Annotated in this window: 11 protein-coding genes and 1 tRNA gene; 7 read left to right on the top strand and 5 right to left on the bottom strand. The window is 51.0% G+C overall.

Annotated elements, in window-relative coordinates; genetic code table 11:
• Positions 1–250 precede the first annotated feature (250 nt).
• From LKK83_RS09195 to rlmN, 7 genes are all read left to right on the top strand, one after another.
• Positions 251–817 (top strand): photosystem I assembly protein Ycf4, encoded by a 567-nt coding sequence (locus tag LKK83_RS09195; RefSeq protein WP_324630780.1) that lies wholly within the window; start codon positions 251–253, stop codon positions 815–817.
• A 206-nt stretch (positions 818–1,023) separates the two neighbouring features.
• Positions 1,024–1,785: a peptidylprolyl isomerase gene (locus LKK83_RS09190; RefSeq protein ID WP_324630779.1), complete on the top strand. Its 762-nt coding sequence runs from the start codon at positions 1,024–1,026 to the stop codon at positions 1,783–1,785.
• Positions 1,786–1,787: 2 nt separating this feature from the next.
• Positions 1,788–2,933: a beta-ketoacyl-ACP synthase gene (locus LKK83_RS09185; protein ID WP_324630778.1), complete on the top strand. Its 1,146-nt coding sequence runs from the start codon at positions 1,788–1,790 to the stop codon at positions 2,931–2,933.
• 192 nt (positions 2,934–3,125) lie between these two features.
• Complete coding sequence (locus tag LKK83_RS09180) at positions 3,126–4,253, top strand: ATP-binding protein (protein WP_324630777.1); 1,128 nt, start codon at positions 3,126–3,128, stop codon at positions 4,251–4,253.
• 46 nt (positions 4,254–4,299) lie between these two features.
• Positions 4,300–5,868: an NAD(P)/FAD-dependent oxidoreductase gene (locus LKK83_RS09175; protein WP_324630776.1), complete on the top strand. Its 1,569-nt coding sequence runs from the start codon at positions 4,300–4,302 to the stop codon at positions 5,866–5,868.
• Between the two features lie 317 nt (positions 5,869–6,185).
• The gene (locus LKK83_RS09170) at positions 6,186–7,880 is read left to right on the top strand and encodes an adenylate/guanylate cyclase domain-containing protein (protein ID WP_324630775.1); all 1,695 of its coding nucleotides are present in this window, start codon (positions 6,186–6,188) and stop codon (positions 7,878–7,880) included.
• Between the two features lie 396 nt (positions 7,881–8,276).
• Positions 8,277–9,317 carry a 23S rRNA (adenine(2503)-C(2))-methyltransferase RlmN gene (rlmN, locus tag LKK83_RS09165; protein ID WP_324630781.1) on the top strand — a complete coding sequence of 347 codons (1,041 nt, stop codon included), beginning with the start codon at positions 8,277–8,279 and terminating at the stop codon, positions 9,315–9,317.
• A gap of 685 nt (positions 9,318–10,002) precedes the next feature.
• Here the strand turns inward: rlmN and LKK83_RS09160 are convergent.
• The 5 genes from LKK83_RS09160 to glyQ all read right to left on the bottom strand — a co-directional run bounded on the left by LKK83_RS09160 (position 10,003) and on the right by glyQ (position 14,273).
• Entirely contained in the window at positions 10,003–10,149 is a 147-nt protein-coding gene (locus LKK83_RS09160; protein WP_324630774.1) for a hypothetical protein, read from the bottom strand.
• Positions 10,150–10,351: 202 nt separating this feature from the next.
• Positions 10,352–10,438 (bottom strand) — tRNA-Ser (locus LKK83_RS09155).
• A gap of 46 nt (positions 10,439–10,484) precedes the next feature.
• The gene (locus LKK83_RS09150) at positions 10,485–12,836 is read right to left on the bottom strand and encodes a ComEC/Rec2 family competence protein (protein ID WP_324630773.1); all 2,352 of its coding nucleotides are present in this window, start codon (positions 12,834–12,836) and stop codon (positions 10,485–10,487) included.
• 15 nt (positions 12,837–12,851) lie between these two features.
• Positions 12,852–13,328: a DUF4079 domain-containing protein gene (locus LKK83_RS09145; protein WP_324630772.1), complete on the bottom strand. Its 477-nt coding sequence runs from the start codon at positions 13,326–13,328 to the stop codon at positions 12,852–12,854.
• 51 nt (positions 13,329–13,379) lie between these two features.
• Complete coding sequence (gene glyQ / locus LKK83_RS09140) at positions 13,380–14,273, bottom strand: glycine--tRNA ligase subunit alpha (RefSeq protein ID WP_324630771.1); 894 nt, start codon at positions 14,271–14,273, stop codon at positions 13,380–13,382.
• Positions 14,274–14,435: the final 162 nt, after the last annotated feature.

Raw genomic sequence — 14,435 nt, 5'->3', positions numbered from 1 at the left:
CGTAGGGCTTAGGCTGGTCAGCTACCTAAAGTCAGGGGCTAGAAGCCCCGTCTCTTTAGAGCGGGGTGCTGACAAGTCGCTTTAGGTTGCTGGTTTCAAATTGTCTTGCTTTAGAACAATCGCAAGCTTTCTAAGTAAGTTAACATAAATATATATTAACTTTACCAAAATTTGCAAAACTCCTAGCCCCAGCCCCCTGGCTTACACTAAGGGCAGGCTTACCCTATCTGAACTCTGGCAAAGGATTCACATGACTGCAAAAACTACCATTTCAAGCGATCGCGTCCTTTACAAACCCATTGTCGGCTCTCGCCGCATCACCAATTATTTGGTCGCCTCTGTCGTCACCCTCGGCGCTACTGGCTTCCTCTTAGCCAGCCTCTCGAGCTACTACAAGGTTAATTTCCTCCCCTTTAGCGACCCCACGCAACTCGTGTTTATCCCCCAAGGTTTGGTCATGGGCTTCTATGGCGTGGCGGGGTTGCTGCTTGCTCTCTACCTTTGGATGACTATTCTCTTGAATGTAGGCGGCGGCTACAACGAATTCAATAAAGACAAAAATGAGGTTCGGATTTTCCGCTGGGGCTTCCCCGGTAAAAACCGCAAAATCGACATCAACTATCCCCTCGATGACGTGCAATCGATTCGCGTGGATGTCAAGGAAGGTCTCAACCCGAAACGGGTGCTTTATCTGCGCGTGAAAGGCCATAACCCGATTCCCCTGAGTCGCGTGGGACAACCGATTCCGCTCGCGGAGCTGGAAAATGAGGGGGCCGAGTTAGCCCGTTTCCTTGGCGTCCCCCTGGATGGCTTCTAAGTTTCTATCTTTCCTCTTTTAGCGATCGCTGCTCCGGCTGAGTTGTTTACATTTTTTAACACCGGATTAACCTTGGGTTGACAAAACTCCCCGGCTGTGATAAAAACACTCAGCCGCTTTTGGTGCCACTCCTGGGCAGGGCAGTTCAATTCCCCATCGGCATGGGTATGATAAAAATCGGCAGCAGGTAGTTTAGGTAAGCAAACATGCAAAACCAAATCGGGCATTGGTTCGTCTGTACGGCGATCGCACTGGCTTTGCTCATCGGCGGTTGCACCGATGGGGTCGGCTCCTCTTCCCCCACCACGGATTCTTCGGGGGACAATCCCAGCGCGGTGGCACAAACTCCTCCCTCCAATCTCTCCAGCAACCTGCCTCGCTTGGAAGGGAAAGCCACCGTGCTGATGGTGGTCAATGGCGAACCCATCACGATTGAAGTGGATGGCACCCACGCTCCCGTCACCGCTGGCAATTTCGTGGATCTCGTCCAGAAAGGAGTCTACGACGATCTCGCCTTTCATCGGGTGGTGCGCAACCCGGAACCGTTCGTGGTTCAAGGCGGCGACCCGCAAAGCAAAGACGCCAATTTTAGGGGTCAGCTCGGAACCGGGGGTTATACCGATCCGACCACGGGCCAAGAACGCAACATTCCTTTGGAAATTATGCCCAGCGGTGCAGAGGATCCGCTTTATGGCACTACCTTCCAAATGGCTGGCATCTCCCAAGCGCCAGAACTGGAGCATACGCGCGGGGCGGTGGCAATGGCCCGATCTCAAGCTCCCAATTCTGCCTCTTCTCAGTTTTACTTTACCCTCAATGACTTGCCGTTCTTAGATGGGAGCTATGCCGTGTTTGGCTATGTCACCGATGGCATGGATGTGGTAGACGAAATCCAACAGGGCGATCGCATTGATTCGGCTCGCGTGGTTGAGGGTTTGGAGAATCTGCAACTCCCTAACCAGTCTTAGCCGTGGAGGTTGTGGTAACTGGAATCGGGTTGCTCTGCGCCTTGGGCGAAAGCTTGTGGACCAGTTGGTCTCGTTTAATCGCGGGAGAATCGGCGATCGCCTTGCACCACCCTTTCCCAGAACTGCCACCCACACCCCTCGCCCCGATCGCCGTCTCACCCACTCCCCTGGCCCCCCTCACCGAAACCACGATCGCCACGGCTTTGAAAGATGCCAATCTGGTGCCGCCTTTGCCGGATTGTGCCGTGGCAATCGGGTCGAGTCGCTCCCATCAGGGCCGATGGGAACAACTGGCACGCCAGTTTTATCGCCATCCCAACCCCCCCAGAGAGTCGCTTATCCCGGACAATTGGCTCGATACCTTGCCCCACATGCCGGCGATCGCCACCGCTCGTTCCCTCGGCTCCACCGGTCCGGTTTTCGCGCCAATGGCGGCTTGCGCTACCGGGATTTGGGCGATCGCTCAGGGGGTTCAACTCATCCAATCGGGCCACTGTCAGCGCGCGATCGTCGGTGCGGTGGAAGCCCCGATTACCCCCTTGACCTTAGCCGGCTTTGCCAAAATGGGCGCTTTGGCGAAAACCGGTTGCTACCCCTTTGACCGCGATCGCCAAGGGTTGGTCTTGGGCGAAGGTGCCGCCGCTTTCGTCCTCGAATCCGCCGAACTTGCCCACCAGCGGGGCGCAAAGATTTATGGCAAAATCTTGAGTTTCGGCTTGACAAATGACGCCTGTTATGGTAATGCACCAGACCAATCAGGCACCGCCGCGATCGCTGCCATTCTCCAATCTTTAACCCGCGCCCATCTTTCCCCTTCAGATATCGACTATATCCACGCCCACGGAACCAGCACCCAACTCAACGACTGCACCGAAGCGCGCATTATACAACATCTCTTTCCCCCTGGCGTGCCAGTCAGTTCCACAAAGGGAGCCACAGGTCACGCATTAGGTGCATCCGGTGCCTTGGGAACTGCATTTTGTCTCATGGCATTCCATCAGGGACACTTGCCTCCTTGTGTGGGGTTGCAAAACCCAGCATTCGATCTGGATTTTGTCACTACATCCCGTCGCACCAACCCCGAACGAGTCCTCTGTTTCAGCTTCGGTTTTGGCGGACAAAATGCCGTATTAGCCTTGGGCAAATAAACCCCCCATCCACCTTATTCCCACCCATTCCCAAGCCCTTTTCTCAAACAGCGGCCAATAACGAATTAACAATCAACAATTTCCCCCTTACCGAACCATTCCCAATTCCCCCTCCCTACCTTGTTCTTTTGAACTGTTCTTCATAAGATAGAATCAAGCAGCTTTATGAATTGACGATGCAGGGAATTGAGCATGGAGTTGAAATCCCATCGGTTTATTTGTTATTTTCTACCCGAACAAGCAGCAGAACTGTGCCAAATTGCTGAAGTAGAGACTTTTACAGAAGGGGCGGTCATTTTTGAAGAAAACGAAATTCCCGATTCCTTGTACTTAGTTTTAGAGGGAACCATCGAATTTTGCAAGCATACCGCCTCCCATCACTATCAAACCGTTGCCTGGGCAGAACCCAATGATTTTTTTGGAGAATTTGGGGTATTAGACGGACAACCGCGTAGCGCCAGGGCGGTAGCGAGAGGAAAGGCAACCCTCGCCAAAATCGATCGCGACAGATTAATGGAAATTTTAGAGCGATCGCCCGGTCAGGTCGTCCTCAAACTCTTCAATCACATTATCCAATATCTGCGCCTGACCACCGATCGCTATGTAGAACAAATCGTCCACAAACAAAAAATGACCCTCATCGGAGAAATGGCCAACACCATTATCCACGACTTCAAAAGTCCATTTACAGCCATTTCCTTAGCCTCTTCCATGCTCACCGAAATCCATTCCGAGGATGAAGACACCCTAGAATGGTGCGAGTTAATTCAAGCTCAGACAGCGCGGATGTTGGCAATGGCAGAAGAAGTTTTGGAATTTACCCGGGGCAGCTCAGTATTGCACAAAAAACCCGTCAATCTTGCCACAATTTTGCAAAAATTTGAAAAACTCAATCGAATTTACTTAAAAGAATCGAACGTCAAATTTATCGTTCGGGCAGAAAACCTGGTAGTGGAGGCCGATGAAAACAAACTCATCCGCCTGTGGCAAAATTTAGTTGGAAACGCCGTGGAAGCGTTGGACGGGCGCGAGGGTCAGATTTCGATTATTGCCGCTGCCAGGGACAAATTTGCCGCTATCGAAATTGTCGATAACGGCAGGGGGATTCCGGATGCAATTCACGATCGCTTATTCGAACCCTTTGTCACCTATGGAAAGCGCGGCGGAACTGGATTGGGAACGGCGATCGCCAAATCCATTGTCGAGGCACATGGGGGAGAAATTGAGTTTGAATCGCAATCGGGAAAAGGAACCAAATTTTTAATTCGCCTTCCCCTCAGCAAAACCACCGAGGTAATTTCCGCCCAAGGAACTGCCTAGAAGAAATTTTTAAGTTGATATCAACCAATAATTGGAATTTCCACCCATGACCAACCCGATAACCGAAAAAATTTTGGCTCAAATTCCCGGGGACACCATCGGGGGACTGCATCGCGCCGATCGCCTGTGGCAATCTCTCAAAGAAAATCAAATCCCAGTTAAACCCGCGATCGCCGAAAGTCAAGAACCTTTAGGAGAAAACCAGTGGGATGCGATCGTTTGTGGCGGCACATTAGGCATTTTTATTGGGGCCGCCCTCGCCCTGCGAGGATGGCGCATCGCCTTACTCGAACGCGGCAATTTGCGCGGGCGAGATCAAGAATGGAACATCTCCCGGCCCGAATTAAACGTTTTTTTAGACCTAGACTTACTCAGCGAAGAACAAATCGAACAAGCGATCGCAACCGAATACAACCCCGCCCGCATTCAGTTTACTGGCGGTCCGGCATTTTGGGTCAGGGACGTGCTCAATATTGGCGTAGATCCCGTTTATCTACTCGATACCCTAAAAGCCCGTTTTCTGCAAGCAGGCGGTCAACTTTTCGAACAGACCTCCTTTGACAGTGCCGTAGTTCATCCCGATGGCGTACTGGTAAAAACAACAAATGAAGACGCTTTTAAAACGCGATTGCTATTAGATGTAATGGGGCATTTTTCCCCCATCGTCCGACAAGCGCGACAGGGCAAAAAACCCGATGGCGTCTGTTTGGTAGTCGGCAGTTGCGCGAAAGGATTTCCCAAAAACGAAACGGGAGATTTAATTGTTTCTTTCACCGAGATAGAAAAACAATGTCAGTATTTTTGGGAAGCCTTTCCCGCCCGAGATGGTAGAACCACTTATTTATTTACGTATTTAGATGCCGACCCCAAACGATTGAGTTTAACCGAGTTATTTGAAGATTATCTGCGCCTGTTGCCAGAATATCAGAACGTGGAACTGTCCCAGTTAGAATTTGTCAGGGCGCTGTTTGGGTTTTTTCCCGCCTATCGAGAAAGTCCCTTGCGATCGCCTTGGAATCGCATTTTTTTCGTTGGGGATAGTAGCGGGATGCAATCTCCCCTGAGTTTTGGCGGATTTGGAGCCATGTTGCGCCATTTGAAGCGTCTCGCCGATGGGATTGACGATGCATTAAAAAAAGAAATGCTCTCGCGCGAAGCATTGGAATTGCTACAACCTTATCAGCCAAATTTAGCAGTGACATGGTTGTTTCAAAAGGCAATGAGTGTAGAGGTCGATCGCGAAATTGACCCAGAGAAAAAGAATCAAATTAACGAATTACTCTCCGGAGTTTTTCAGGAAATGGACGAGTTAGGCGAACCGATTCTCAAGCCATTTTTACAAGATGTGGTGCAATTTGGGGGATTGTCTCAAACCCTCGTCAAAACCGCGATCGCCCAACCCCAGAAAGTGATGCGCGTCATTCCCCAAGTTGGCGTAGCTTCTCTGCTAGACTGGATGCAACATTATCTGAATTTGGGTTTATACAGCGCTTTAGCCCCCATCGGGCAAGCGATGGAACCTACTGCCAACCGTTTACCGCGAACCCCCCAATATTATTGCCGTCGCTGGATTCAAGCGTGGCACTATGGGTCCGGGGGCGATTATGGCGAATAAATCGTTCGATGCGCGCCTTCGCCGTTTCTTCCGCAAGAGCGGTGCATCTACCCCCTGTCGAACGCAAAGGAAACCCATCGGGTGCATCTCTAGTCGGAAATCATTTGCCTGAGTTTGGCGAAAAGTCGGAGGGAAAATCTATCCTTCCGAGGTAGGTTTTGATGCCTTCCTCGCACGGCTGTTTTGGCATGGGTGACAAATTCCTTATCGTCAGATAGGGAAAATTTGTAGCAATTCAAGTGTAGCGATCGCTTCCCTCTCTTTTCTGAGTGAAATTCACTCATCAAAGCTACACAGACCGACTCTCTGGAGGTTTTATGGCGAAATGGCAACCCTTGAGTAAACCTTGGCGCAGTCTGAACATTACCGGCAAGTTTAGTTCGGCGTTTGTGGGTCTATTATTACTGCTAACAGGCGTTGCGGCAACCGGGTGGGTTTCTTTGACATTCGTGCGCCGCGAAACAGAAGCGGCGATCGTAACAAGCATCAAGCTACAGCGGTTGGTGTTTGAAATGAACGATGCGTTAGATGATGCGCGGCGAAAAGAGCGAGAATTTTTTGAAACCTGGTCGAAAGAAGGGTTTTTGGATGCGCGGGAAGATTATGCCAGGGCACATCGAGAAGAAGTCAACGAAGTGCTTGAAATTAGCGATCGCTTGCAACAATTACTCGCCGGCGATAATGTCAGTACCGCTTTGCGTCAGAGTCATCCCGCTGTGGTTTCTTATGTGGAAATGGTAGAGCAATATGCCAGCAGCTTTAAAGAAGCGGTGGGATTAGTGGGGGAATTGGGCATGGATGAAACGGGGACTATCGCTCAGTTGGAGCAAAATTCACAGCTCTTGCGCGATACCCTGGAACTGTCAGGGGAACCAGACGTGATGGAATTGTACGCTCAGATTCAGTTGTTGGAAAAAGAGTATCTCCTCACGCGAGAAAATGCCCAGAGAGTGGCATTGAATAAAGGGGTGGAAGAATTGCGCGATGCGGTGGTGCGATCGCCCAATTTCGATGCCGAACGCCAAGCAACTGCCTTGGAATATCTGCGAGAATACGACGCGATCGCAGATCGAATTGTTGGATTAGATGGGGAAATTCGCAGCCAAATTTCTCGCTTTGACGAGCAAGCTGCGGAAGTGTCCATGCAGTTGCTACAGTTGGCGACAGATGAAGTGCGGCGCGCCCAAACTCGGATTGCAAAAACCAGTCAAGCAGCGACGGGACTATTGGTGGCGGCGCTGCTGTTGGCGGTGGTGTTTGCCAGCGCGATCGCTCAAGAGTTTTTTTATGCGTTAAGACAATTAGAAATCGAGCAGGAAAAATCGGAAAGTTTGCTGCTGAATATTTTACCCAAACCCATTGCAGAACGGCTCAAGGAACAGCCGACTACCATTGCCGATCGCTTTACTGACGTGACGGTTTTGTTTGCCGATATTGTGGGTTTTACCAATCTGTCTTCGCGGATTTCTGCCGAAGATTTGGTAAAATTACTAAACGAGATTTTTTCCGATTTCGACCGTCTTGCTGACCTGCATCATTTGGAGAAAATTAAAACCATTGGCGATGCTTATATGGTGGTGGGAGGTCTTCCCGAACCCAATACTTCTCATGCCTGGAATGTGGCGGAAATGGCATTGGACATGCAGCAGGCGATCGCCAATTTCAATCAGGTTCATAATGAAAATGTCAATATCCGCATCGGCATTAATACCGGGGCGGTGGTGGCGGGTGTGATCGGTCAGAAAAAGTTTATTTACGACCTTTGGGGAGATGCGGTTAATATTGCCTCGCGCATGGAATCTCACGGAATTCCCGGTTACATCCAGATTTCTGAAAGCACTTACGAGTTATTGCGCGATCGCTATCGGTTTGAAGAGCGCGGAACCATTCCGGTGAAAGGAAAAGGAGAAATGAAAACTTATCTGCTGATCGACAAAAACCTGACCGAACCAGTAAAGAATAAAAAGCGATCGCCGCGTCGGCAAAAAAAGTTCGAGTCCGAGTTAAGATAAAACAAGTGCCCGTATTTGAGAAATTGCACCCGTAGGGTGGGCATCGCCTATCGCAGAAGAGAGCTTCAGCAAAAATCTGCTGCTTATTTTGACCCGCAACTGCAACCGATTGCCGATTCGCGATCGCCTGAATTTCCTCCCAAAGATGTTAAACTAAAAAAAGCCCAAACCCGAATCGAACTGTTGCCCAATCTAGCAGCGCGGAGTGCTGCAAAAACAACTCCATCAATGCAGGGTGGTATCGGTCAAACGAGAGTCCCTGCCGAACATTTTTTGCGCGCCGAACGTTTTTATTTTCGATTTGCCATGAGTCGCAACTTTCCCACACACCAGACAACCACTCCTACTGTAACGGTTTCCGAAGAAAAAACAGTGGAAGTTTCTACTGCTGAGTCGATGACGCCCCTGTTAGGATTGTCTTTGCCAGAATTGACCGCATGGGTGCAACAGCAAGGGCAACCCGCCTATCGCGGGAAACAGCTACACAAGTGGATTTATGAAAAAACAGCGCGATCGCTGGGTGAGATTACCGTATTTCCCAAACAGTGGCGCGAAAAATTGGCGGAATATCCCCTCGGTCGTTCCACAATTTACCATAAATCTGTGGCCACCGATGGGACGATTAAGTATTTATTAAAATTAGCAGATGGTCAAGTAATTGAAACCGTAGGGATTCCCACCGAGAAACGCCTCACGGTTTGCGTTTCTTCCCAAGTGGGTTGTCCGATGGCCTGCGACTTTTGCGCCACTGGAAAAGGCGGGTTTATTCGCAATCTTGCCACCCATGAAATTGTGGATCAAGTGCTGACGGTGCAAGAAGATTTTCAGCGGCGCGTCAGCAATATTGTGTTTATGGGTATGGGGGAACCTTTACTGAATACCGAGAACGTCCTTTCCGCCGTGCGATCGCTCAATCAAGATATCGGCATCGGTCAGCGTTCGATTACCATTTCTACGGTGGGAATTCGCGATCGTATCCCCAAACTCGCCCAACACCACGGACAATTTACCCTCGCCGTCAGCTTGCACGCTTCCAATCAACACCTGCGGGAAAAATTGATACCCAGCGCCGGCGGATATCCGTTACCCGAACTGATAGCAGATTGTCGCGAATATGTCAAGCAAACCGGGCGACGATTGACCTTTGAATATATCCTGCTTTCCGGGTTTAACGACGAACCGGAACATGCCGAACAATTAGCGCAATTGCTGCGCGGATTTCAAAGTCACGTGAATTTAATTCCGTATAATCCGATTCAAGAAGTGGATTTTAAACGTCCCACTCGTCAGCGGGTACAAAGCTTTGTGAAGGTGTTAGAAGAGCGCAAGATTGCCGTCAGTGTCCGCTATTCTCGCGGTTTAGACGCCGATGCTGCTTGCGGACAACTGCGCGCCTCAAAAGCGATGAATTCTGTCAATAATGGGGTTGGTGCGTGACCCTTGTGGTATAAATTGCAGTGACAAGAATCCTCCCTAGTCGCGCGACGAGGGAGGATGGATGATAATATGGGTTTAAGGTTTCACCACATTAGGGGGTTTTCCTCGGGTTTCCCCCGGGTTGTTTTGATTCTCGTTAACGTTCAGGTGAAGCGGGGGAGGTCAGAAGGAAAATTGCCTATTTTCACGAGAATGTTATCTGCGGTGAACGGATAAACCAGGGGCATAAGCTTCTACAACGCGACCCGTGCGAGAACAAGTTACCATCAAATAATCGCAGAAGGGGCATTGGGTTTGAACCTGGTTGCGATGTAAAAAGTGGTAACGTTCGGCATGACTTCCGCAATTGGGGCAGCGAATTGCTTGTAGCGTCTGCATTTTAAAACCTCTCAGTTAAGTGTAAGGAAACGAAGCCAAAAAATTGATGACGGTAAACCGTGGAAATATTATTTGAATGGAGGTTGCGATCGGCGAAAGTAGATGGGTGATTCTGAGGTAATCTTAAATTTTAACGGTTGCGATCGCAAAGTCTGGAAAATTTTAGATTTTCTTTAGGTTTGGTGTGGCACCCAGAAATGCGCTCGGATATCTTCAAGGGAATTTTGGGTCAAGCATCCGTCAGTTTAGCTCCTCAGTCGCGTTTCTAGAGATTGGATGAGTATTTTTTCCAACCGAACTAATCAAATCATGCCCCGGATATTCCCGCTTGAAAGTGATCCCCATCGGTTTTGCCAGTGATCCCCATCACCCCTTGCCGATAAATTGGCAATGGAAAAGGGGAAACCAGGGTGGAATATCGGTGAAGAGTCGCGATCGCGCCATTGCTTGTCATCCCCATTTCACCGAGTATTTTTCACAAAAACCCCCCCCAGGGCAAAACAGGGAATTGCGATCGCCGCGCCTCAATTACCTGTTGCCCGTCGTCTGTATTTTATGAACTTTTGTAATGAACTTTTGTAAAGTTACCTTGACAAAAGACCTCGGCCATGTTAAGCAACACAGCCGAGGTATTCAAACTGGTAGGAATTCGGAGACGGAGAGGGGGGGATTCGAACCCCCGATGGCTGTGACACCATAACAGATTTCGAGTCTGCCGCATTCAACCGCTCTGCCACCTCTCCAGGTGCGCTCCCTATTGTACTCCATTCTACGCGAGGATGGCAAGGGTTAGAGCAAAGGAGAATCATTTTCTGTCAAATCGAGGATTTTCTGGAAGCCGGTTTGCTCGGTCCACAGCAGTGCCCCATCCCGTGCCACCGAATAGATTCGAGCCTCAGCGCGAACCAGAAGGTCAGCGGTTTGGGAATCAATATCATCAGAAGAAGCGATCGCACTGTCCGGTTGTAGCGCCTCTATTAAATAAGGAGTCAAGCGATCGCCAGACCACCAAAGCACCTGTAAAGGCGACTCCCCATCCGATCCGGGCAAGCGCTGGGTGGCAATTAGCCGCTCTTGTTCCGAGGGATTGAAATCGCCGAGAAACAACCAAACGCGATCGCGAATGTGGAATTCAACCGCCAGGGGTTCAAGAGAAAGTAACTCCACCTTCATCGAGCCAAGTTTGAGCGCTTCGCCGAGGGTCAGGGGTTGATAAGAACCTTGTTGGGCGATCGACTTTTTTAAGAGCGCTTGCGCGCTGGGATTATCCAAGGGGAGAGGTTGACTGGAAAACGTTTGCACAAAGAGGCGATCGAGAATCAGATGCCAACCGCTTTCCGAAGCGATGGGGTGAGTGGCGATCGCCCAATCAATTTGACCTATCCCCTGCTGACGCAGAAACGGCAATATAGTGTAGCGGGCCGTACTATCATCCCCACTATTCATTAAAATGACTTGTCCCCGGTCTTGAATCACCAAAACCGGTTCATCCGATCGAGTTGCCAGGACCGTCACCTGAAACACCGTAGCGCGAGCGTGCAAAACCGGCACCGTCACCAGAGCCACTGCAAACAGAAAGACAAACAGCCATCGTCGCTGTCGGTGCAACCAAGGTAGCAACCACACCATACCAATCAATAGATATAGAGCGATCGCTTGCAACAGCGACAGGGTGCCCGTGGCCACCGTATTCCCCGGTAACTCGCTGACGAACTCCACCGTAGCGATCGTCACTTGGAGGGGGTAATATAGGAGCCATGCCAAGGCGCTGCCGGCGATCGGCCAAATTCCTGCCGCGATCGCGCTGATAAAGCCGACAATGGTAAGGGCTGCGATCGGCATTGCCAGGACAATATTCAGCGGGATACTGTAAGGAGAGACAATGCCAAAGGTATAGAGTTGGAGGGGAAGTACCCAGACCGCCACCGCCAGGGGAACCGCGAACGAAGAGGCGATCGTTGGGGGCAACCAATCCAATCGCTCAATCAAAGGAGGCACCGTGACCAATAAACCCAGGGTAGCCAAAAAACTAAGCTGAAAGCCTAAATCCCAAATCCATAACGGATTAAATAGTAGGAGAAACGTTGCCGACCACAACAACGACTGCAAAGGGTTAACCTTGCGGTTCAGCAATGGAGCCACTAACGCGGCAAATCCCATAATCGCCGCCCGGAAAACCGACGCCGAACCCCCCGTCAGCGCCACATAGACCAGCAACACCACCGTACCACTGCCAAATTGTATCCGTTCCGAAAACCGTCGAGTGAGTACCCGCACCAAGCCCAGCACGATCGCCACGTGGAATCCCGACGCCGCCAACACATGGGCCAACCCCACTTGAATAAACGAGTCGCGAATCTCATAGGAGAGGTCTACCGCTCGGGAGCCCAACACCATCGCACTGAGGAGCGGCCCTTCTGGCACCCCCAGCCACCGGATTTGAGCGCGCAGAATGCGACGCCGGATTTGCCACAATCCCCAGGATTCCTCGCCATTGCCCGCCGGCCATTTAACCTTGTATCCGGCAAATCCGGCAAAGGTGCCGTGGCGCGCCAAATAGGCTTTAAAATCGAATCCCCCGGGATTGACCGGCGGTTGAGGTTCGTACAGTCGCCCGGTCACCTCCACGCGCTGACCCGGATAGAGTCCGGTGCCTTGGAGTAACGGTACCGTCACGTATAGTTTGCCCGTGACCGAGTGGGTTTTGGCGGTGGGGGTTGTGAGGGGGTCGGAACTTCCCACCAGTTCGTTGAGTTGGTGGGTGGTGAGCCAGAATTGAATTTTTTCACTGCGGGTGAGGCGAGGGGTAGAGTTCACCTTGCCTAATACCGTCACCACTTGCGCTTGCGTCTCGCGATCGGGAGAGGGGATAAATCGGCTGATATCGAGGGCGCTGGGTTGTGGCGATCGCCAGTGAAAATAGAAGGTGGCCAGCAAAGCGATGACTCCCGCCAGCAGCCAGATGGCTGGTTTTAATCCGGCTTTTAAGACTCGCAGGGAAGTGGGAAGTGGCAGCCACAAAGTAGCAGCGGCGATCGCCACTCCCCCGCCGAGGAGTGCATATCCTCCCCAGGAAAACCCGGTGGAGAGCAATCCGAGGATATAGGCTAAGCAAAGCAGGACGATCGGGGCAGAAGTCATCGCGGGAAGATTCCTTTATAAAGACAGACCCAATTTTAATCCGAGTACCGCATGGACAAACATCAGACCCAGTGCGGTGGTACCCACATAGGCATGAGCGGTTCGCAAGTTGGGGCGATCGCCGCCGAAACCGAGAGCCAACAAGCTATTGAGGGTGAGCAAGACCAGCAAAACGCAACCGGTCCAAAAATGACCGCTTTCTAAAATGGGGTGCTTTTGCATCACTAGGGACAACACTCCCCCGGTGTAGCCTAAGGCGATAAATAAAAACATCCAGGGTGCTAGTTTGCGGTGCGCTTGGCGATTTTTAATGGCTACCTCTTTATCTGGGGCAACTCGTCCCCGCCATCCGGCCCATCCGACAAAGGTGCCCATCACAAAGATGACAATGCCCATCATTGCCGGATGTCCCCATTGGACAATCGGTTGGGGAATTCCCAGGGCGCGAAATTGACTGGCGATCGGTTCGAGTAAGGTTGTCAGATTTTCCATTTAAGCTCCTCGGTTGGTTTTGATGATGGGTAAAGTAGGGTGGAAAGATGGCTATGCTGCCGAGGGTTCCGACCCTTGGCGGTTTAAAAGCGGGAAGTCGAGTTTTTCCCGTTGTTCCAGGTACAGGTGTGCCACCCGCCGCGCCAAACTCCGGATTCTGCCGATGTAGCGGGTGCGTTCCGTTACCGAGATGACCCCTCTGGCATCGAGCAGATTAAAGGTATGGGAGCATTTGAGGACGTAATCGAGGGTGGGCAAGACAATTTCGCGATCGATGAGCTGTTGCGCCTCTTGCTCGTACAGTCCAAACAAGGTAAATAGCAAGTCCGGATTCGATGCCTCGAAGTTATAGATACACTGCTCGATTTCTCCTTGCAGGTGGACGTCGCCGTAAGTGACCTCATCGGTCCACTGAATTTTCGTAAAGGCATCGGTTTCCTGGAGGTACATGGTTAAGCGTTCCAATCCGTAGGTAATTTCGATGGAAACCGGACGGCAATCGATGCCTCCACATTGTTGGAAGTAGGTAAATTGGGTAATTTCCATCCCATCGAGCCAGACTTCCCAACCGACGCCCCAGGCCCCCAAGGTGGGAGACTCCCAGTTATCCTCCACAAACCGAATGTCGTGTTCTTCGGGACGAATGCCCAAGGCTCGCAGGGAGTCTAAGTAAATATCTTGGATGTTGTTGGGGGAGGGTTTAATCAGCACTTGGTACTGGTAGTAGTGTTGGTAGCGGTTCGGATTTTCGCCATAGCGCCCATCGGTGGGGCGGCGACAAGGCTCCACATAACCCACCGACCAGGGTTCCGGTCCGATCGCTCTTAAGAAGGTATGGGGGTTCATGGTGCCTGCGCCCTTCTCGATGTCGTAGGGCTGGGCAATCAGACAACCGCGATCGGCCCAGAACTGATTCAATGTGGCAATCACTGACTGAAAATTCACGCTTCGATTTTCCTCCTTTCGCCAAATCTGCTTTTTTCATTGTCTCCTAAATTCCTCACAGTGCAAGGCTTTGGGGCAGAACCGGAAAAAAAATCCAAAATTTTTTCAAAAAAGGGTTGACATTCCCGAAGGGGGTTGTTACATTAGTAAAGCGCCTGAAGG

This window comes from Phormidium sp. CCY1219 (genome assembly GCF_035615515.1).
Lineage (GTDB): Bacteria > Cyanobacteriota > Cyanobacteriia > Cyanobacteriales > Laspinemataceae > CCY1219.
Note: the sequence above shows the minus strand (reverse complement) of the source record. Positions and strands in the feature narration are given on the sequence as shown.